At 43.1% G+C, this 21,630-nt stretch carries 14 protein-coding genes; 2 read left to right on the top strand and 12 right to left on the bottom strand.

Annotation, left to right across the window (positions count from 1 at the left end):
• Positions 1-24: 24 nt before the first annotated feature.
• From Q0E08_RS04430 to rpoB, 12 genes are all read right to left on the bottom strand, one after another.
• A complete protein-coding gene (locus Q0E08_RS04430) occupies positions 25-708 on the bottom strand; it encodes an ECF transporter S component (protein WP_294777387.1) in 684 nt (227 codons plus the stop codon).
• Entirely contained in the window at positions 705-2,192 is a 1,488-nt protein-coding gene (locus tag Q0E08_RS04435) for an ABC transporter ATP-binding protein (protein ID WP_294777389.1), read from the bottom strand. Before Q0E08_RS04435 ends, Q0E08_RS04430 begins: the two co-directional genes overlap by 4 nt.
• On the bottom strand, positions 2,165-3,022 hold the full coding sequence (locus Q0E08_RS04440) for an energy-coupling factor transporter transmembrane component T (protein ID WP_294777391.1): 858 nt from the start codon (positions 3,020-3,022) through the stop codon (positions 2,165-2,167). Before Q0E08_RS04440 ends, Q0E08_RS04435 begins: the two co-directional genes overlap by 28 nt.
• 12 nt (positions 3,023-3,034) lie before the next feature.
• Positions 3,035-3,496, bottom strand: coding sequence for a cob(I)yrinic acid a,c-diamide adenosyltransferase (locus tag Q0E08_RS04445; RefSeq protein ID WP_294777393.1), 462 nt, complete (start codon positions 3,494-3,496; stop codon positions 3,035-3,037).
• Positions 3,493-4,521, bottom strand: a complete 1,029-nt coding sequence (locus tag Q0E08_RS04450) for a rod shape-determining protein (protein WP_294777395.1) — start codon at positions 4,519-4,521, stop codon at positions 3,493-3,495. Before Q0E08_RS04450 ends, Q0E08_RS04445 begins: the two co-directional genes overlap by 4 nt.
• A 61-nt stretch (positions 4,522-4,582) precedes the next feature.
• Complete coding sequence (locus Q0E08_RS04455; RefSeq protein ID WP_294777397.1) at positions 4,583-6,811, bottom strand: ATP-dependent RecD-like DNA helicase; 2,229 nt, start codon at positions 6,809-6,811, stop codon at positions 4,583-4,585.
• Between the two features lie 140 nt (positions 6,812-6,951).
• Positions 6,952-8,145: an elongation factor Tu gene (tuf, locus tag Q0E08_RS04460; protein ID WP_294777399.1), complete on the bottom strand. Its 1,194-nt coding sequence runs from the start codon at positions 8,143-8,145 to the stop codon at positions 6,952-6,954.
• Positions 8,146-8,231: 86 nt separating this feature from the next.
• The gene (fusA, locus tag Q0E08_RS04465) at positions 8,232-10,340 is read right to left on the bottom strand and encodes an elongation factor G (RefSeq protein WP_294777401.1); all 2,109 of its coding nucleotides are present in this window, start codon (positions 10,338-10,340) and stop codon (positions 8,232-8,234) included.
• A gap of 21 nt (positions 10,341-10,361) precedes the next feature.
• Complete coding sequence (rpsG, locus tag Q0E08_RS04470; protein ID WP_078768319.1) at positions 10,362-10,832, bottom strand: 30S ribosomal protein S7; 471 nt, start codon at positions 10,830-10,832, stop codon at positions 10,362-10,364.
• Between the two features lie 138 nt (positions 10,833-10,970).
• Entirely contained in the window at positions 10,971-11,390 is a 420-nt protein-coding gene (gene rpsL, locus Q0E08_RS04475) for a 30S ribosomal protein S12 (protein WP_078768318.1), read from the bottom strand.
• A 212-nt stretch (positions 11,391-11,602) separates the two neighbouring features.
• The gene (gene rpoC / locus Q0E08_RS04480; protein WP_294777404.1) at positions 11,603-15,256 is read right to left on the bottom strand and encodes a DNA-directed RNA polymerase subunit beta'; all 3,654 of its coding nucleotides are present in this window, start codon (positions 15,254-15,256) and stop codon (positions 11,603-11,605) included.
• 69 nt (positions 15,257-15,325) lie between these two features.
• Positions 15,326-19,072: a DNA-directed RNA polymerase subunit beta gene (gene rpoB, locus Q0E08_RS04485; RefSeq protein ID WP_294777406.1), complete on the bottom strand. Its 3,747-nt coding sequence runs from the start codon at positions 19,070-19,072 to the stop codon at positions 15,326-15,328.
• 408 nt (positions 19,073-19,480) lie between these two features.
• Between rpoB and Q0E08_RS04490 the strand changes: the two genes are divergently transcribed.
• Both Q0E08_RS04490 and Q0E08_RS04495 read left to right on the top strand, forming a co-directional pair.
• Positions 19,481-21,169: an ABC transporter substrate-binding protein gene (locus Q0E08_RS04490; RefSeq protein ID WP_294777408.1), complete on the top strand. Its 1,689-nt coding sequence runs from the start codon at positions 19,481-19,483 to the stop codon at positions 21,167-21,169.
• Positions 21,153-21,629, top strand: coding sequence for a VanZ family protein (locus tag Q0E08_RS04495; RefSeq protein WP_294777410.1), 477 nt, complete (start codon positions 21,153-21,155; stop codon positions 21,627-21,629). The genes Q0E08_RS04490 and Q0E08_RS04495 overlap by 17 nt, the downstream gene beginning before the upstream one ends.
• Position 21,630: the final 1 nt, after the last annotated feature.

A 21,630-nucleotide genomic window follows, 5' to 3' on the forward strand; every position in this document is an offset into this window, starting at 1 on the left:
CAATCAGGGGAGGCTTTTTATTATTTATATCAATCCGTATTTTTTGTTAATTCTGTCAATTTTGGTGATGAACGGCATACCGAAAAGGAAAAGAAACACCGCCGTTGCCGCACCGAAAACAAGGCTGAACACAGCACCGCTTGCATAAATTGACAACGCACCGGCAAGAGTTACCCTGTTGCCGTATGCCGACAAAATCGTTGACATATCAACAATTACGCCGTAAACAACCGTTGCAAGCACAAAGCCTACAACCGACAAAGTGTATCTGTTAACTTTAAGTTTTTGAAATATCAAACCCGCTAACAAACCGACCGTGCCGAGTGCCACCATTTGGAACGGGGTCCACATTCCCTGACCGAAAATAAAATTTGACACAAAGGCGGAAAACGCACCCACAATATATCCCCTGTGTGCTCCGAGGCATACAGCCGACACTATAACAACAGCCGCAATCGGTTTTACCTGCGGAATAAGATAAAATGCCGCACGGCTGACAACAGCAAGTGCAATCAAGGTTGCCGTGAGAGTTATATCTCTTGCGGTGACTTTTTTCTTTTCGTATGACGCAAAAAACGGCAGCATTGAGATAATCAATATCACAACCGACACAATGTAATAATTTATGCTGTCGGCAAACAAAAACTGCCAAAGCAAAATAAATGCAAGACTTATAACAATCACAAGAGGCAAAACGACTTTTTTCATAGTATGCCTCCGTCGTTCAAATCTTTTTCGCCCACATAGCCTGTTGCGATGCCGTTTGTTATTTTTGCCGTGCATGTTGTGTAAAAATTGAGTGAAGTGAAAAACTCTCTCCTCGGCATAGTTGTAACAATTTCGCCGTTTGACAAAAACGAGATATAATCGCCATATTCACCGGCAAAATCTATATCGTGAGTGGCAATAACAACGGTTTTGCCCTCATCGCAAAGGCGGTACAAAATATCGGCAAGCCTAACTTTAAGTTCGTAATCAAGTGCCTTTGTAGGCTCATCAAAAAGGACAATATCGGCATTCTTTTCAAGCACCTTTGCAAGTGCAAGCCTTTGTGCCTGACCTCCCGAAATGTCATACGGATGTTGCTTTTTTATATCGTCAATTTGCAAAAAATCGGTTATTCTTCCGAATTTAATTTCATCCTCGCAACGCTCTTTTGTAAACAAATCAAACGGATTTTGGCACAGCATAGAAACCTTACCGTCGGTTTTAACCTTACCGTGATGTGCCTTTAAAACTCCTGCCGCAACTTTGAGTACAGTGGTTTTACCGCTTGAATTGGCACCCAAAAGCACATTGATTTTGCCCTTATAAACCCGCAAATCAAGACTTTTAAGCACATCGTGATTTTTGATATAGGCAAAAGAAATATTTTTGAGTCGCAAAGCGGTTTTAACATCTTCAGACTCCGTATGAAGTGATGGCAAATTTTTGTTCTTCAAAATCTCACGACATTGCGGCACGCTGTTTGCATCGTCAAAAAGTCGCATAAAAAGAGGAATTTCACCCAAAAGAGAATTGTGGTTTTGCTTCAAAAACAAGACCGCATTTTGCGGCGTATCTTTAAGTAAAACCTCGCCGTTTTCGATTATCATCACGCTGTCGGCATACGGCAAAAGTTCCTCGGTTAAGTGCTCGGAAATAACAACGGTTGTGCCAAAGTCACGGTTGAGCCTTTTAACCACGGCAACAAATCGCTGTGCAGACACCGGGTCAAGCTGACAAGTCGGCTCATCAAGCACCAAAATCTCGGGTTTTGTTATCATTACCGAAGCAAGATTAAGCAGCTGTTTTTCACCGCCCGAAAGGGTTGAAATATCATTGTCGAGTTTATCCGAAAGATTGAAGTAGCTCGCCGTTTCGGCAACCGAAAGTTCGATAGCTTCCCTGCTCAAGCCCATATTTGTAAGCCCAAACGAAAGTTCGCTCCTCACCTTATCGGTGACAATATTTTCTTCTACATTTTGTGCAACATAACCGACACTGCCGTTGATTTTTATACTTCCTCTAAGTGTACCGTGAGGTGCAATTTCTTTTTTCATCAACTTCAAAAGAGTGGATTTGCCTGCACCAGAGCGACCGATAACAAGGCAAAATTCGCCGCCCGAAACTTTAAAATCAACATCATTAAGCACGGAATGAGCCGATGTGGGGTAAGAAAAATTCAATTTTTCGCATATGATATTTTCCATAAAAACTCCTCCGTCAAATCTGTTATAAGCGGCAAAAACGACAACAGCAAAAACAACAAAAATGCCGAAATATCAAATGTTTTTGAATATATCCTCGGGTCAAAAACAAAGGTTATCCTGTCGCTTGCCTTTGCAAAAATCACATAAAAAAGGCAGACTGCCGACAAAGCAATAAGCACACCGTCGGCAAGCTTAAACTTGTATCTCGAATATCTGACCGCCTTGGGATTGTATCCCCTCGCCGTCATGGAATCGGCAGTAATTATACTGCTTTCAAGGCTGTAGGTCACAAGTGCAGACAGATTATTCAGTGCCGCTTTCAACTTGTTTTTAGGCTTTTTGCCTCCGTTAAGAGCAATAGCGGCAGTTTCTATATCACCGAGTTTTTTTGTAAATCTCGGGATAAAGCCGAGCACCATGGAAAAAAGCAATGCGATTTTTGGTGCAAAGCGAAAAGCATATATAACTTTTTCGCTGTCAACAACTCTGCCGAAAATGCCAAACCACAGCATCATAGCCGCCACGACAAAGCCTTGATTTATGCCGTAAAACAATGCTTCAAGCGTAAATTCGGTATCGCCGATTGTAAAAAGCACGCTTATGCCGTAATGTGCAAAAAACATATTAAAAAGCCCTATAACCAATATCATCACCATGGAAAACCTGAGCGATGACAAAGCTTCCTTGCCTCTGATTTTTACCTCATAAAGCAGAGCACCGACAAGGGAGGGCAAAACAAAAAAAGGATTATACACCGACACAATCAATGCAAACATTCCGATAAAATACAAAAAATGAAATATCGGATGAAATTTGCTGAATCTGTCCATATATAATCCTCTCTAATATTCTATACCGTGCCGTGCGGCAACACCCTTATCATAAGGGTGTTTTTCTTTTTGAAAAAAAGTTGCATAATCGGCAATGTCATATAATTCGCTCACCTTATTATGCCCGGTTATAATATATTCTCTGTCCGATGAAAGCAGTTCTTTCATACCGTCAACCGTCAAAAACTTCGGTATCAAATCCGAAAATTCATCAAGCACCACAACATCGGCAGATGAATTTTTTATATAATCAAGTGCACCGTCAACCCACGCCTTATATTCATCACCCGGGTTAAATCCCAAATTATGGGGTGACGGATAAACCTCAAACGGCAAAGCCGACAACTCACTGCTTTGGTCATTTTTAAAAAACTGAACAAACAGCACACTCATTCCGGCACCGTAAGCACGCATTGCCGCACCGACGGCAGAACTGGTTTTGCCCTTGCCGTAACCGTAATAATAATGAATCATTTTATTCTTACTTCTTCTTTTGTCTTGTATCTGTAACCGTAATTATCAAGAATGTGCATATTGTTAAGTGCAACGGTTGCACCCTTGCCAACGCACAAATCAGGCATAGGATAAACCTCAACATCAAGCCCGAGTGCTCTTTTAAACAGCTCGTCCATACCGTAAAGCTGTGCCGAACCGCCTGTCAAAATAACCTTTGACACAGTAATATCCGCAATAAGCTGAGGTGATGTGCGTTCAAACATAATTTGTGCCGCCGCAGTAATTTCCGCAAGAAGAGGCTTTAGGCAATTATAAATTTCCTCGCTTGTAACCTCAACGGTTCTCGGCAATCCGGTAACGGAACTTCTGCCGTTTACATTCATAGTAACCTGAGTTTCACGCGGAATGGCACCGCCGATTTGCTTTTTGATTTCTTCCGCCGTGCGTACACCGATTAACACGGAGTGGTTGTCCTTTAAGTGCCTTACAATTTCGTCATCAAAAGCGTTGCCGGCAACCTTAACGGTTTCGCATTGGCTCATTGAGCCTTGGCTGACAACCGCCATATCCGTTGTACCGCCGCCGATATTGATAACAAATGCACCGTTGGGCTGTTGAGGCTCAACACCTGCACCGAAAGCGGCACAAAGCGGTTCTTCCACAAGGCACACGGAGCGTGCACCTGCAGAAATAATAACCGAGATAATCGTTCTTTTTTCAACATCGGTTGCAAGTGCCGGCATAGACGCAACAACTCTCGGTTTGAATATACTCTTTTTTATAACTCTGCCGATAAAGTATTTTATCATCTGTGCAGTCATATTGTATGAGCCGATAACGCCGTTTTTCAGCGGCTGTAAAACGGTAATTCCGTTTGGCTCTCTGCCCTCGAGATGATAGGCTCTTCTGCCCGCATATAAAATTTTCTCTGTTTCGGTATCATAGGCAACATAACTCGGTTCATTGATAACAACGCCTTTACCCGGCACGGTTATAACGACATTGCTTGTGCCCATATCTATTCCAAGGTCATAACCAAACATAATTTACACCATTTATATATCTTATTTTTTCAACACTATTAAACATTTTACAATAGCATAACTAAAAAGTCAACAAATCATCATTATCATTGCTCTCAATAAAATATTTGAGTGCACTGAATCGGCGTGACTTTTTGTCATTTTGCACCATCTGCTTTACGCCCTGCTCGTTGCCGACAAGAACAAGGAGCTTTTTTGCCCTTGTAAGTGCGGTATAAAACAAATTTCTGTAAGCAAGTTTTGGCGGAACGGACAGTACAGGCATAACCACAGCGTTAAACTCACTGCCCTGCGATTTATGCACCGTCATTGCGTACGCAAGCTCAAGTTCCTTAACATTTTCAACGCTGTACATAGCCTCTTTGTCATCGTACCGAACATTGATAATGTCATTTGCCTTGTCAATTCTTGTCAAAATTCCTATATCGCCGTTAAAAACACCGGTTCCCGTTTCTCCGATTTTAAACCACGGAACATCGTAATTGTTTTTAATCTGCATAACACGGTCGCCCTCACGAAGGGTGTAACCTTTGTAACGGATTTCGTGCTTATCCTTTGACGGAGGATTAATTTTCGCCTGCAAAATCGCATTGATATTTTGCGTGCCCACCTCGCCCATTCTGCTCGGGCAAAGCACCTGAATGTCACCCATGGGGTCAAATCCGTATCCTGCCGGAAGTCTTTGAGTTACAAGGTCAAGGATTTTTTTCTGTGCATTATATCGTGAGTTTTCTCTAAGCAAAAAGAAATCGCTTTCTGCGGAATTGTCAAACTCCGGCATCTCACCCTTAACAACTCGGTGAGCATTTGTAACAATTTTGCTTTTCATAGCCTGACGGAAAACCTTGTCAAGCGTTACCACGGGCAAAACTCCGCTGTCTATCATATCTCGGAGAACATTGCCGGCACCGACAGGCGGAAGCTGATCTTGGTCGCCCACCATAATCAATCGGCAATGAAGCGGCAAAGCATCGAGAAGTGCCGCAAAAAGAGTAACATCCACCATGGAAAGTTCATCGATAATCACCGCATCATAATCAAGCGGATTTTTCAAATCATGAACAAAGCTTTGGGTGTTTTCTCCCTCTTTGTATTCCACTTCAAGAAGCCTATGGATTGTTTTTGCTTCGCTTCCCGTAAGTTCTTCCATTCGCTGAGCGGCTCTGCCGGTAGGAGCGGCAAGTGCAACCTTGAGATTGCGGTTTTTCATAAGCTGAATTATGCCTTTAACCGTAGTGGTTTTACCCGTACCGGGACCGCCCGTAAGTATAAGAAGTCCCTTTGATACGGCATATTCGATAGCCGTCCTCTGCTTTTCGTCAAATTTTATCTTACTGCTTTCTTCAAAAGCATAAATCTCGCTCGGATGAATTTCATTTTCGCTCGGCGGATATTCAACCATAATTTTTATACGGTCGGCAATGCCTCGTTCCGCATGATAAATTTCGGGCAAAAACAAAAAATCTCTGTCATATACTTTACGCTGAATAACGGCTTTAGATTCAATGGCATTATCAATCGAAATTTCAACAGCGTCATCATCACAGCAAAGCAATTCCTTTGCCGGTTCAATAATCTTATCACGGGGTATGCAGGTGTGACCGTTGCCGAGATTGTGGTGAAGAACATAACAAACGGCGGCTTGAGCACGGTAGGTAAACGGCGGTTTATCCTGCAAATTATCTGCAATTTGCTCTGCCTTATCAAAGGTTATTCCCGTCTCGGCACCTATGAGTGCATACGGATTTGCCGTGATGAAGTCCATTGCCTCGCCTTTAAGCAAATTATAGGTTTTGATGGCTTCGTTTTGAGAAAGTCCGAGGTTTGTAAGCCCCATAAGTGTTTCTCTTGCGGCAAATTGAGATTTAAAGTTTTTGCAAATTTCTCTTGCTTTTGCACTTGAAATTCCTTTGATTGTTGCAAGTCGTGCAGGGTCATTTTCAAGCACATCAAAAGTTTGTGTGCCGAATTTTTCAACAATTTTGGTTGCCGTTGCGGGTCCGATTCCTCTGATAATTCCCGACGAAAGATACTTTAATATTCCGCCTGCATCCGCAGGGAGAGTTTGAACAGCCGTTTCAGCCTTAAACTGTCTGCCGAAAGACGGGTGAAAAGACCACACGCCTCTGCATTCAATCTCAGCGCCTATGGCGAGTTCTCCGACTGTGCCGACAACCGTAACGCCTTCTTCACCGGTGTTTACCTCGGCAACGCAAAAGCCTGTGGTATCATTGTAAAACGAGATGTCCTCAACCGTTCCTATTAAAATGTCCTGAACTTCGTTTTCCATATCCGTACCTCAAAATCTGCTTCTATTATAGCAACAAAAAGCGGTATAGGCAAGCCTATACCAAACAAATTTGAAAATATAAAACAAGAAAAAAGAGCAAAGCCGAAGCTTTGCTCTAATAGATTTAGTAAATCAGGTGATTACTCGTTGATCTTTGTAACAACGCCTGAACCTACTGTTCTACCGCCTTCACGGATAGCGAAACGAAGACCTTCTTCGATAGCGATAGGAGTGATGAGTTCAACGTTCATATCAACGTTATCGCCAGGCATACACATTTCAACACCTTCAGGAAGTGTGATAACACCTGTTACGTCAGTTGTTCTGAAATAGAACTGTGGACGATAGTTGTTGAAGAATGGAGTATGACGGCCACCTTCGTCCTTTGAAAGAACATAAACTTGACCTGTGAACTTTGTGTGTGGGTGAATAGAACCAGGAGCTGCAAGTACTTGACCTCTCTTGATATCTGTTCTCTGAACACCACGAAGAAGACAACCGATGTTGTCACCAGCCTCAGCATAGTCGAGGATCTTACGGAACATTTCGATACCTGTGCAAACTGTTGACTTGATTTCGTCCTCAAGACCAACCATTTCTACTGTATCGTTTGTCTTAAGCTGACCTCTTTCAACTCTACCTGTTGCAACTGTACCACGACCTGTGATTGTGAATACGTCTTCTACAGGCATAAGGAAAGGAAGGTCTGCCTTACGGTCAGGAGTTGGGATATAGTCATCAACTGCATCCATGAGTTCCTGAATGCAAGCGCAAGCAGGGTCATCGTTTGATGAAGCTTCAAGAGCCTTAAGAGCTGAACCCTTAATGATTGGGCAGTTCTCATCAAAGTCATACTCAGCAAGTGTTTCTCTGATTTCCATTTCAACGAGTTCAAGGAGTTCAGGGTCGTCAACTTGGTCAGTCTTGTTCATGAATACAACGATTGCAGGAACGCCTACCTGACGAGCAAGAAGCAAGTGCTCCTTAGTCTGAGCCATAGGACCGTCTGTTGAAGCGATTACAAGGATAGCACCGTCCATCTGTGCAGCACCTGTGATCATGTTCTTGATATAGTCAGCGTGTCCCGGGCAGTCAACGTGAGCGTAGTGACGCTTTTCTGTTTCATACTCAACGTGAGCTGTGTTGATTGTGATACCACGTTCTCTTTCTTCAGGAGCCTTATCGATATCAGCATAGTCTTCAAACTTAGCGAAGCCCTTGTTTGCAAGATACTTTGTGATAGCAGCTGTAAGAGTTGTCTTACCGTGGTCAACGTGACCGATTGTACCAATGTTTACATGTGGCTTGGTACGATTAAAATGTTCTTTTGCCATTGGAATTTCCTCCCTAAAAATTTCTTAAAAAATTTGTTACTAATATTCTACCAAAAAGGTTGGTAAATATCAAGTGTTTTTTTATATTAGTCTTTCTTTGCGCGTTCGCTGATGATTGATTCGGAGATTGACTTTGGAACTTGGTCGTAACCGTCAGGTTCCATTGTGTACTGTCCACGACCCTGTGTCTTTGAACGAAGGTCGTTTACATAACCGAACATCTCTGAAAGCGGAACTCTCGCATTGATTTGCTTAGCACCTGTTCTGTCTTCCATACCCTGGATTTGACCACGGCGTGAGTTAAGGTCGCCGATTACATCGCCCATGTATTCTTCAGGAACGATAACAGTAACCTTCATCATAGGTTCGAGAATTACAGGATGAGCCTTCTTTGCAGCATCCTTGAATGCCATAGAACCGGCAATCTTAAATGCCATTTCAGAAGAGTCGACTTCATGGTAAGAACCATCATAAAGTTCTACACGAACATCAACTACAGGATAACCTGCCAAAATACCGCTCTTCATAGCAGCCTGGATACCTGCGTCAACTGCAGGGATATATTCCTTAGGAATAGAACCGCCGACAATCTGATTGTCGAATTCATAGCCCTTACCTACGCCGTTTTCGTCAAGGTTAGGGAACATACGAATCTTACAGTGACCGTACTGACCGCTACCACCGGATTGCTTCTTATACTTTGTATCGGACATAGAGTCCTGAGTAATTGTTTCTTTGTATGCAACCTGAGGTGCACCTACATTTGCCTCTACCTTAAATTCACGGAGCAAACGGTCAACGATGATTTCAAGGTGAAGTTCACCCATACCAGCGATGATGGTTTGTCCTGTTTCTTCATCGGTATAAGCCTTAAATGTTGGGTCTTCTTCTGCAAGCTTTGCAAGAGCAATACCCATCTTTTCCTGACCTGCCTTAGTCTTTGGCTCGATAGCTACACGAATTACAGGGTCAGGGAAATTCATTGATTCAAGAACGATTGGGTGATTTTCATCACAAAGTGTATCACCTGTTGTAGTATTCTTAAGACCTACAGCCGCAGCAATATCACCTGCATAACATACAGGAATATCTTCTCTGTGGTTTGCGTGCATCTGAAGAATTCTACCCATTCTTTCTTTGTTGCCCTTTACAGAGTTGTAGCAAGGTGTACCTGCTTCAATAGTACCCGAATATACTCTGAAGTAGCAAATCTTACCTACAAACGGGTCTGTTGCAATCTTAAATGCAAGAGCAGCAAATGGCTCGTCATCAGATGAATGACGATATTCTTCTTCTTCGGTTTCAGGGTTAACACCCTTGATTGATTCGATATCGGTTGGAGCCGGCATATAATCAACGATAGCGTCGAGGAGCGGCTGAACACCCATATCTCTGTAAGCTGTACCGCAGCATACAGGAACCATGTCACCGGAGATTGTGCACTTACGGATGTACTTCTTCATGGTGTCAACATCAATAGCGTCTTCGCCTTCTTCAAAGTACTTTTCCATAAGTTCTTCGTCCTGCTCGGCAATGAACTCGATGAGTTCTGTTCTGTACTTAGCAGCCTTTTCCTGAAGTTCAGGACGAATTTCTCTTTCTTCAAAAACTGTACCCAAGTTCTTACCCGGGTCGATATATACGATTTCCTTGTTGTTTACAAGGTCAACGATACCTTCAAATGTATCCTCGCTGCCGATAGGAAGCTGGATAGGAAGTGCATTACACTTAAAACGCTCCAATACCATATTGAGAACATTGTAGAAGTCTGCACCCATGATATCCATCTTGTTAACGAAAATCATACGAGGTACATTGTATTCGTCAGCCTGACGCCATACGGTTTCAGACTGTGGCTCAACACCGCCCTTTGCACAAAGAACGGTAACCGAACCGTCAAGTACACGGAGTGAACGCTGTACTTCTACTGTAAAGTCAACGTGACCCGGTGTATCGATGATATTAATTCTGTGGCCTTTCCAGAAGCATGTTGTAGCAGCAGAAGTAATTGTGATACCTCTTTCCTGCTCTTGCTCCATCCAGTCCATTGTAGCGCCACCCTCATGGGTTTCACCAATCTTGTGGTTGATACCGGTGTAGTAAAGAATACGCTCTGTTGTAGTAGTCTTACCGGCATCGATATGCGCCATAATACCAATATTTCTTGTTTCTTCAAGAGCAACTTTTCTTGGCATAATATCCTCCTGTCCGGCTGATTAGTATCTGAAATGAGCAAAAGCCTTGTTTGCTTCTGCCATCTTGTGTGTATCTTCACACTTCTTAACTGCACCGCCTGTTTGGTTTGCAGCGTCCATAAGTTCTGCTGCAAGACGCTCCTTCATAGTTCTTTCACTTCTCTGACGAGCATAAAGTGTAATCCATCTAAGACCCAATGTTTGTCTTCTTTCAGGACGAACCTCCAAAGGAACTTGATATGTTGCACCGCCGACACGGCGAGCCTTTACTTCGAGAACCGGCATAACATTTTCCATTGCAGCTTCAAAAGTTTCCAACGGATCGTTGCCTGTCTTTTCTTGGATGATGTCGAACGCACCGTAAACGATTTTTTGTGCGACACCCTTCTTTCCATCAAGCATGATGTTATTGATAAGTCTTGTTACAACCTTTGAGTTGTACATAGGATCTGGAAGTACATCACGCTTAGCGATCTGGCCTCTTCTTGGCATCTTCGCTTCCCTCCTTCATTAAATTATAATATGAGTTCATAGGTACTCGGTTTTTCCGTGGAGCCAACAATAAGCCCTTTATATGAATAAATAAACTATTGTCGGGTTTCCTCGTTAAATTTTAGCTAAAAAATCCGATTACTTCTTAGCCTTTGGCTTCTTTGCACCGTACTTTGAACGGCTCTGCATTCTGCCTGTTACACCCTGTGTATCGAGTGTGCCGCGGATGATGTGGTAACGAACACCAGGTAAATCCTTAACACGGCCGCCACGAACCATAACAACAGAGTGCTCTTGCAAGTTATGACCTACACCAGGGATGTAAGCAGAAACTTCCATTCCGTTTGTAAGACGAACTCTGGCAATCTTACGGAGAGCTGAGTTAGGCTTCTTAGGTGTTGCTGTCTTAACTGCTGTGCAAACGCCACGCTTTTGTGGAGAAGCGTTGTTTGTCATAACATTCTTCTTTGTGTTAAGACCCTTGATAAGAGCAGGAGTCTTTGACTTCTTTTCAAGTGACTTACGACCGGTCTTAACTAATTGGTTAAAGGTAGGCAATAGTTTATTCTCCTTTCTGATTATTTGTGCATAAATTTGCAATATACACATTTCATACCTTATATACCTTATATATAAGGCATCGGATGTACATATTACATTATCTACCGAGGCATAATTACTTATGCCCCGATAGACGAATTTAACAAATTAAAGCGATAAATCTTGTTGAGATTGCACAAGTTTATCAGCACACAGATAAGTATTATAACTTAGTTGTTGCTATTTGTCAATAGTTGTTGTAACTGTTCCAAATCTTTTATTTCCATTCCGCTTTCGGATGAAAAATAGCTCGGAACAATATCTACATCTCTGAACACGCTCATACCTGTACCGGCAGGAACCAACTTACCGATAAGAACATTTTCTTTAAGACCGATAAGCGGGTCTGACTTGCCGCGGATAGCAGCATCGGTAAGAACTCTTGTTGTTTCCTGGAATGAAGCGGCTGACAAGAACGAATCTGTTGCAAGAGAAGCCTTTGTGATACCCAAAAGAAGAGGAATATATGTTGCCTTCTTGAGGTTTTCTTCGCCTGCGGCAATTCTTGCATCAATCTTATCGTTTGCTTCGGCAACTGCGGATACATCAACATTTGTGCCCGAAATAAGATCTGTGTCACCTGCATCATCAACAATGCACTTCTTGAGCATCTGACGAACGATAACCTCGATGTGCTTATCGTTGATGTCAACACCCTGTGTACGGTAAGCGTACTGAACTTCCTTGATAAGGTAGTTATATACAGCTTCTTCACCGAGGATAGCAAGTACATCGTGCGGATTCTTTGAACCGAGAGTAAGCTCTGTACCCTTTTCGATATATGCACCTTCAACGATGTTTTCGCAAAGTCTGTAACCGTAAGGAATGAGATACTTCTTTTCTTCGCCTGTTTCCTTGTTAAATACAACAACATGGCGAGTCTTTTTGATTTCTTCAAATCTTACAGTACCGCTGATTTCCGAAAGAATTGCAAGCTGTTTCGGCTTACGAGCCTCAAACAATTCTTCAACTCTCGGAAGACCCTGTGTGATGTCTTCACCGCCTGCAACACCGCCGGTGTGGAAGGTTCTCATTGTAAGCTGTGTACCCGGCTCACCGATTGACTGAGCTGCGATGATACCAACTGCTTCACCGACCTGAACAGGTTCGTTGAATGCAAGGTTTGAACCGTAACACTTGCGGCAAACACCGTGGCGTGACTTACATGTGATAAGTGAACGAATCTTAACTTTTGTAATACCTGCTGCAGTAATTCTTGCGGCATCTTCTTCGTTCATAATTCTGTCGGTATCCATAAGAACCTCACCTGTTTCAGGATGAACGATAGGTTCTGCGGCAAATCTGCCGACAAGTCTTTCTTCAAGTGATTCAAGAACACGGTTGCCATCCATAATAGCATAAACTTCAATACCGTCATGGCATCCGCAATCATCATCACGAATGATAACATCCTGCGAAACGTCAACAAGACGCCTTGTAAGGTAACCTGAGTCGGCTGTACGAAGTGCAGTATCGGTAAGACCTTTACGAGCACCACGGGAAGAAATGAAGTATTCCAAAATGTTAAGGCCTTCACGGTAGTTAGCCTTGATAGGAATTTCGATTGTAGCACCCGATGTGTTGGCGATAAGACCTCTCATACCGGCAAGCTGACGAAGCTGTGATGTACTACCACGAGCACCCGAGTCTACCATCATGTGAATTGGATTATGCGTACCGTCAAAGTTATTTGTAAGTTCATCGGATACCTTGTTTGTGCAAGTTTCCCAAGTCTTTACAACCTGTGAGTAACGCTCTTCATTTGTAATCAAACCGTAGTTGTAGTTTGTTGTAATTTCGTCAACCTTTGCTTCTGCTTCGGCAAGGAATTCCTTTTTCTTTGCAGGAATAAGTGCGTCGATAACGGCAACGGTTGTACCTGAAACTGTTGAATATTTGTAACCCTGGTTTTTAATATCATCAAGCACTCTTGAAGCGATTGCAACACCGTGGGTTCTGATACAAGCGTCGGCAATTTTACCGAGACCGCCTTTCTTAACAACAAAGCTTACTTCAGGAACAAATTCGTTACCCGGAATGCTTCTGTCAACAAAGCCGAGATCCTGAGGAACAGGTCTGTTGAAGATTACACGACCGATTGTTGTTGTAACAACGCCCGATTTCATCTCGCCGTTAATTTCGCCTGTAAATCTAATTTTACATTCCGAATGGAGGCCGAGTGAGCCTTCCTGATAAGCCATCATAGCTTCATCAACATCACGGAAAATTCTGTATCTTGTTATTTCTTCACCGTCAATAACTTCCTTGTAAGGACAACCCGGTTCGCCCTCTTTAATCATTGTGAGGTAGTAAGAACCGATAACCATATCCTGTGAAGGAACCGCAACAGGCTTACCGTCTGACGGCTTCAAGAGGTTGTTTGATGCAAGCATCAACATTCTTGCTTCTGCCTGAGCTTCAGCCGAAAGCGGTACATGGACAGCCATTTGGTCACCGTCGAAGTCGGCGTTGAATGCTGTACATGCAAGCGGATGAAGTTTGATTGCTCTGCCTTCAACAAGTACAGGCTCAAATGCCTGAATACCGAGTCTGTGAAGTGTAGGAGCACGGTTAAGCATAACAGGGTGATCCTTGATTACAACTTCAAGAGCATCCCAAACCTCAGAGCGGTTTGCTTTTTCTACCATCTTACGGGCTTGTTTGATGTTTGAAGCAACATTTGTTTGAACCAAACGCTTCATAACAAAAGGCTTGAAAAGTTCAATAGCCATTTCCTTTGGAAGACCGCACTGGTACATCTTAAGTTCAGGACCTACTACGATAACCGAACGACCCGAATAGTCAACACGCTTACCGAGGAGGTTTTGACGGAAACGACCCTGCTTACCCTTAAGCATATCCGAAAGTGACTTGAGAGGTCTGTTGTTAGGGCCTGTTACAGGTCTGCCTCTTCTGCCGTTATCAATAAGGGCGTCAACGGACTCTTGGAGCATTCTCTTTTCGTTTCTGATAATAATATCAGGTGCGTGAAGCTCCATAAGTCTTTTAAGACGGTTGTTTCTGTTGATTACTCGTCTGTACAAATCGTTGAGGTCGGAAGTTGCAAATCTGCCGCCGTCAAGCTGTACCATAGGACGAATATCCGGAGGAATAACAGGGATAACATCAAGAATCATCCATTCAAGTTTGTTACCGCTGTTTACGAAAGCGTCAACAACATCAAGTCTTTTAAGGAGTTTTGCTCTCTTTTGACCTGTTGCACCTTCAAGTTCTGCAGTGAGTTCGTCACGAAGTTCTTTGGCATCAATTTCTGCAAGAAGCTCTTTAATAGCTTCTGCACCCATACCTGCCTTAAAGTCATCTTCGTATCTCTCACGCATATCCTGATACTCTTTTTCTGTAAGAGTTTGCTTCTTTTGAAGCGGAGTATCACCCGGATCAGTTACGATATAAAGTCCGAAGTAAAGGACTTTTTCAAGATTTCTTTGGTTAATGTCGAGAACCTGACCGATACGGCTCGGAATACCCTTAAAGTACCAAATGTGCGATACAGGGGCAGCAAGCTCGATGTGGCCCATACGCTCTCTACGAACCTTTGCGCGTGTGATTTCTACGCCGCAACGCTCACAAACCTTTCCCTTATAGCGAACTCTTTTGTATTTACCGCAATGACATTCCCAGTCCTTCATAGGGCCAAAAATTCTTTCGCAGAACAAGCCGCCGGTTTCAGGCTTTAAGGTTCTGTAATTTATAGTTTCAGGCTTGGTTACCTCACCGTAAGACCATTCACGAATGGACTCCGGAGAAGCAAGCCCGATTTTAATTGAACTGAATTCATTTGTTGAATTAGCTGTATTATCCATATGGAAGCACTCCTTTTCTATAATATATTGGAAAGTTAATCAAAAATCGAAAATTAATTATTATAATGATTATTCTTCATCATAATCATCGCTGTCGCCCAAACTGTCGAATGCAGCGAACAAATCAACTTCTTCATCCTGATTTGCTTCCTCGATTTCCTCACCGTTTTCATCAAGCATACCGTAGCCTTCCTGACCGTCAAAGTCATTAACCTCTGTAAATGCCTGATCGTCCGAAACGGTTGGAATTCCGTCATCGTCAAGGTCTTGCTTAAGGATAACCTCATTGCCGTCCTTGTCGTAAAGTCTTGTATCAAGAGCAAGAGCCTGAAGTTCCTTATAAAGAACCTTAAATGCTTCAGGTGTGCCTGCCGGCGGAATGTTTTCGCCCTTAACAATTGCCTCGTAAGTCTTTACACGGCCTACAACATCGTCCGACTTAACGGTGATGATTTCCTGAAGTGTATATGCGGCACCGTAAGCTTCAAGTGCCCAAACTTCCATTTCACCGAATCTCTGACCGCCGAATTGAGCTTTACCGCCCAAAGGCTGTTGAGTAACAAGGCTGTAAGGACCTGTTGAACGAGCGTGAATCTTATCGTCTACAAGGTGGTGGAGCTTGAGGTAGTACATATAACCTACGGTTACACGGTTATCAAACTTCTCACCGGTTCTGCCGTCTGTAAGTTGAACCTTACCGTCATAAACTTTATTGCCGTTTTCATCAACATAATAACCGATATCGGCAAGTTCAAGACAATCTCTGATGTCATCTTCATGGGCACCGTCAAATACAGGTGTCATCATCTTCCATCCGAGAGCCATAGCGGCATAGCCAAGGTGAACTTCAAGTACCTGACCGATGTTCATACGAGAAGGTACGCCCAAAGGGTTAAGCACAATGTCAAGCGGACGACCGTCCGGAAGGAACGGCATATCTTCCTGCGGAAGTACACGGGAAACTACACCCTTGTTACCGTGACGACCTGCCATCTTGTCACCGGCTTGAATCTTTCTCTTTTGTGCGATATAAACACGAACAACCTTGTTTACACCCGGATTGAGCTCATCGTGGTTTGCTCTTGTAAATACCTTAACATCAACTACGATACCGTATTCGCCGTGAGGCACTTTCATAGAAGTATCACGAACTTCTCTTGCCTTTTCGCCGAAGATAGCACGCAAAAGTCTTTCTTCGCTTGTAAGTTCTGTTTCACCCTTAGGTGTTACCTTACCTACAAGAATATCGCCCGAGTGAACCTCTGCACCTACACGAATGATACCGTCCTCGTCCAAATCTTTAAGAGCGTCGTCACCGACATTAGGAATATCTCTTGTAATATCCTCCGGACCGAGTTTTGTATCACGGGCTTCAACCTCGTGTTCTACAATATGAATAGATGTATATACATCGTCACGAACAATTTTTTCATTGATAAGAACGGCGTCCTCGTAGTTATAACCTTCCCAAGTCATAAAGCCGATAAGAGCATTTTTACCGATTGAGATTTCACCGTTGCAGGTTGCAGGACCGTCGGCGATTACCTGACCGTCCTCAACTTCCTGATGAAGCGAAACAATAGGTCTTTGGTTAATGCAGGTACCTTGGTTTGAGCCTGCGAACTTTGTAAGCTCGTACTTATCGATGCTGCCGTCTTTTGTCTTAATTTCAATAGTGCGTGCGTCGAGAGATACAACCGTACCGCCACGCTTTGCAATAACAACTACGCCCGAGTCGTAAGCTGCCTTGTATTCCATACCGGTACCTACAACAGGAGCTTCTGTTTTAAGGAGCGGAACTGCCTGACGCTGCATGTTGGCACCCATAAGAGCACGGTTTGCGTCATCGTTTTCAAGGAACGGAATCATTGCTGTAGCAACAGATACAACCATCTTAGGCGATACATCCATGTAGTCAACCTTTTCAGGAGGAACTGTAATAAACTCATCTCTGCAACGGCATGTAACTCTTGTATTTGTAAATCTGCCGTTTTCATCAAGCGGTTCGTTTGCCTGAGCAACAACATAATTATCTTCGACATCGGCTGTCATATATTCAACTTCATCGGTTACAACGCCGGTTTCTTTGTTTACCTTACGGTACGGAGCTTCAATAAATCCGTATTCGTTAAGGCGGCTGTAACAAGCAAGATACGAAATCAAACCGATGTTTGGACCTTCAGGAGTTTCGATAGGGCACATACGGCCGTAGTGTGTATAGTGTACGTCACGAACCTCAAAGCCTGCACGGTCTCTTGACAAACCGCCCGGACCGAGAGCCGAAAGTCTTCTCTTGTGAGTAAGTTCTGCAAGAGGGTTATTTTGATCCATAAATTGTGACAACGGTGATGAACCGAAGAACTCACGGATTGCCGCATTTACAGGACGGGTATTGATAATAGCCTGTGGAGTGATAGCGTCACTGTCATCCTGCGACTGAACATTCATACGCTCTCTGATAACTCTTTCCATACGGGTAAAGCCGATACGGAATTGGTTTTGGAGCAACTCGCCTACGGCACGAATTCTACGGTTGCCGAGGTGGTCGATATCGTCTGTCTTACCTACGCCGTTTGCAAGGTTGAGAAGGTAAGAAACTGTTGCAAAAATATCATCAATGATGATGTGGTTAGGGATAAGGTCATCGTGGCGAAGTTTAATTTCGGCTTCAAGTGCCTCTTGGTCATCGCCGACCTTTTCCATAATTTCGGAAAGTACACGATAAGATACTTTTTCGTTGATGGCAAGTTCTTTCTTGTCAACGGTTACATACTTGTCAATATCAACCATACCGTTTGAAAGAACCTTGATTACCTTACCCGACTCAAGTTCGAGAGAAACAGACATAACACCTGCATTCTCAATTTCAACTGCCTTGTCCTTGGTAATCTTTTCGCCTGCGTCTGCAAGGAATTCACCGGCAGGAGAAATAACCGGCTCAGCCAAAACTTGGTCTGTAATTCTTTCAACCAAACCGAGCTTCTTATTGTACTTGTATCTGCCGACTCTTGAAAGGTCATATCTTCTTGCGTCAAAGAACAATCCGTCGAGGTGTGCTCTTGCGGTATCAACCGTAGGAGGTTCGCCCGGACGAAGCTTCTTGTAAACTTCAAGAAGAGCCTCTTCCTCGTTCTTTGTAATGTCCTTTTCGATGGTAGCTTCAAGCATTTCGTCTTCGCCGAAATAGTCACGAAGCTGCTCGTCCGAACCAAGACCCAACGAGCGAAGGAAAGTTGTGATATAAATCTTTCTGTTTTTGTCTATACGAACATAAAACAAATCGTTTGCGTCGGTTTCATATTCAAGCCAAGCACCACGGTTAGGAATTACCGTATTAGTGAAAAGTTCCTTACCTGTCTTGTCGTGGTCCATATTGTAATATACACCCGGTGAACGAACCAACTGAGATACAATACATCTCTCCGCACCGTTGATAACAAAAGTACCGGAATCCGTCATAAGAGGAAGGTCACCGCAATAGATGGTGCTGTCCTTAACTTCGCCTGTTTCTGTGTTTCTGAGGCGAGCCTGCACCTTGAGAGCCTTTGAATATGTGGTATCTCTCGCCTTACATTCGGCAATGCTGTACTTAGGTTCGTCATCCATGCTGTAATCGATAAAGTCGAGAACAAGCTTTTCGGAATTGTCGGTGATTGAACCGATGTCCCTAAATACCTCCTTAAGACCTTCGTCAAGGAACCATTGGTAAGACTTTTTTTGCACTTCAATCAAGTTAGGCATTTGCATAACTTCGTTGATTTTAGCAAAGCTCTTTCGTGTAGTTGTACCGAGTCGTACATCCTTCACATTTACCATAAAGGTATTCACTCCATTCGTTTCTTATTTGCAATACATAAACCGGCATTGCTTGACAAAAAATCGCCGCCTGTCTTTAATATATAGCTTATTTAATAGCAAGATAAAAAGACGCATACTGCCAGTATATAATCGTGGTGACATTCTACACTATTATTCTTTTAAAGTCAAGTGATTTTTTAAAATATTATAATTTTTTTGCAGATTCAGCAATAAAGCGGTTCTTGAGAATTTTTGTATATTTTTTATCAACTGCGCCGTGTGTTTTGTAGCAATAGCCAAAATAGCTCTACAAAAATCGTGAGTTTTGCCCAAATAAAAAATTTGCTTTTTACCGCTCGATTTTGTATTGAATATAGGTAATTAATCTGCTATAATATATATACTCTTTTTAAGGATATATAAATAATGAAAAAGATTTTATCTATAGTTATATCGGCAATACTGATTGCCGCACTGTTTTCGGGTTGCGGGGGCAAAGAGGCTTCGATAAATTTCATCTACCCCTTCAGTGCAAATGTTAACAGCTATGACCCGCAGGTTGCCTCCACATCCGACGAATTTTTGATTATCGAAAACACATTTGAAGGCTTGATAAGAATAAACGACGACGGTACGGTTGTGCCCGGTATGTCGGACAAGTGGGAAATCAGCGATGACGGGCTCACATACAAATTTCACATCCGTGAGGGTATGAAGTGGGATATAAACACGGAAAAATACACTTCGGGCGAAAACAAAGGCAAATTTAAAGACAGCCGTCTGCAAATGCTCGGATACGAATTCAATCCTGACATCACGGCAAACGACTTTGTTTTCGCACTCAGAAGAGCAGCTTATTATGTTACGGACTGTCCGCAATTTTCTCTCATTTCGTGCATAAAAAACGCAAACAGAATTCACACGGGTGCTGTGCTTCCCACAGAGCTTGGAGTGGTCGCAAACGATGATTACAATCTTACCATCACGCTTGAACACAGGGATGACACCTTTATGCAAACACTTGCATCTGCTGTTGCAATGCCGTGCAACGAGCAATTTTTTGTTGCAACAAAAGGCAGATACGGTTTAGAGGGCAAGTACACACTGTTTAACGGGCAGTTTTATGTAAGCCAAATTCTCGACGCTTCGTATTTGTTAAAGAACAACGATAAATACACAGGACCGTCACCGTCAAAAGCAAAGGAACTCACTCTGAAAATCCTTGACAAAAGCTCGAACACTGACGATGACCTTGTTTCAAAACTTGAAAGCGGATATTACGATGCGGCGTTCATCACCGCCGAAAACAGCGACAAGATAAACAAAGACAGCGGTGTTACTTACACTCCGTACCAAGATACCACCTGGGGTTTTGTATTTAACACAAACGACGAAGTTTTTCAATCCAAAACCATGCGTAAGGCTTTTTGCGAAGGATTCAGCAGGCCGACGAAATACGACAAAGATTATCTTTCCCCTGCCACAAACTTCACACCGTCATCCTGCGTCATCAACGGCAACAATGCCGTAAAAGCTATGGGCTCTACCGCAGGAGCACAAAATCAAAATAAAAGCGTTGCCGATTGGAAAAAAGCACTTGACATACTCGACACAACAGACATAAGCATAACCGTGCTTACACCGTCATATATGGAAAACTGCGTAAAACAGCTTTTACAAGGTGTTCAGGCAGGATTGGGCTCATATCTTACAAACTCGGACAGCGATGCAATCACACTCACGCTGAAAGTTCAGGCAATGGACGAGAGCGAAATAAGAACGGAAATTGCAAAAAACACATATGATGTGGCGTTTTTACCGTTTACCGCAACGGGCAACAGTGCAATATCATTTATGAATCAAATCGCAAGCGACAACATAACGGATATAAATTCAAACAAAGTTGCCGCACTTGTTAAAAAGGCTCAAAACCAAAGCAATTTGAATTCTGCCGCCGCATACCTGAAGCAAGCGGAGCAAACAATCATCAACACCTACACCGTTTGTCCGATGATATACGAAAGCAGTTACTATGCCGCCGCAAACGGAATGAAAAACATTCAGTTCCACCCGGGAACGGGAAGGGTGAGCTTTGTAAATGCAACAAGAGAATAAATACAACATGGTATTTGCTGTTATATTTTGGATATTAACGGCACTGTGTATGGGAGTGATATTTTATTTTTCATCACGACCGGCAACTCAATCGGCGGGTCAAAGTTCAGCAGTAACTTTGTTTTTGCAAAAGCTGTTTGGCACCGATGCAATTACCGATCATATGGTACGCAAAGCCGCACACTTTACGGAATTTGCGGCACTCGGATTTTTTGCATGCTCGGCTGTCTGTTTTACAAAATGCAAACGCAATTTGCCGCTTGGCATTACAATCGGCTCGGCGTATGCCGCAACGGATGAAATTCATCAAATTTTTGTTGACGGCAGAAGCTGTCAATTCACCGATTGGGTGCTTGACACCTTGGGTGTTACCACAGGTGCACTGATATTTTTAATACTGTATTTAATTGTCCGCAGGATAATTGAACATAAAAACGATAAAAGATTTAAGGAGATATAAA

It is taken from the genome of uncultured Eubacterium sp., from assembly GCF_934561735.1.
Taxonomy (GTDB): domain Bacteria; phylum Bacillota; class Clostridia; order Oscillospirales; family Acutalibacteraceae; genus Eubacterium_R.

What these genes read in the sequence shown, in the direction of transcription:
- Q0E08_RS04495 (WP_294777410.1), top strand. Translation starts at nt 21,153, where the DNA reads ATGCAACAAGAGAATAAATACAACATGGTATTTGCTGTTATATTTTGG.
- Q0E08_RS04435 (WP_294777389.1), bottom strand. Translation starts at nt 2,192, where the DNA reads ATGGAAAATATCATATGCGAAAAATTGAATTTTTCTTACCCCACATCG.
- Q0E08_RS04455 (WP_294777397.1), bottom strand. Translation starts at nt 6,811, where the DNA reads ATGGAAAACGAAGTTCAGGACATTTTAATAGGAACGGTTGAGGACATC.
- Q0E08_RS04430 (WP_294777387.1), bottom strand. Translation starts at nt 708, where the DNA reads ATGAAAAAAGTCGTTTTGCCTCTTGTGATTGTTATAAGTCTTGCATTT.
- Q0E08_RS04450 (WP_294777395.1), bottom strand. Translation starts at nt 4,521, where the DNA reads ATGTTTGGTTATGACCTTGGAATAGATATGGGCACAAGCAATGTCGTT.
- Q0E08_RS04490 (WP_294777408.1), top strand. Translation starts at nt 19,481, where the DNA reads ATGAAAAAGATTTTATCTATAGTTATATCGGCAATACTGATTGCCGCA.
- Q0E08_RS04445 (WP_294777393.1), bottom strand. Translation starts at nt 3,496, where the DNA reads ATGATTCATTATTATTACGGTTACGGCAAGGGCAAAACCAGTTCTGCC.
- rpoB (WP_294777406.1), bottom strand. Translation starts at nt 19,072, where the DNA reads ATGGTAAATGTGAAGGATGTACGACTCGGTACAACTACACGAAAGAGC.
- fusA (WP_294777401.1), bottom strand. Translation starts at nt 10,340, where the DNA reads ATGCCAAGAAAAGTTGCTCTTGAAGAAACAAGAAATATTGGTATTATG.
- tuf (WP_294777399.1), bottom strand. Translation starts at nt 8,145, where the DNA reads ATGGCAAAAGAACATTTTAATCGTACCAAGCCACATGTAAACATTGGT.
- Q0E08_RS04440 (WP_294777391.1), bottom strand. Translation starts at nt 3,022, where the DNA reads ATGGACAGATTCAGCAAATTTCATCCGATATTTCATTTTTTGTATTTT.
- rpsG (WP_078768319.1), bottom strand. Translation starts at nt 10,832, where the DNA reads ATGCCAAGAAGAGGCCAGATCGCTAAGCGTGATGTACTTCCAGATCCT.
- rpoC (WP_294777404.1), bottom strand. Translation starts at nt 15,256, where the DNA reads ATGGATAATACAGCTAATTCAACAAATGAATTCAGTTCAATTAAAATC.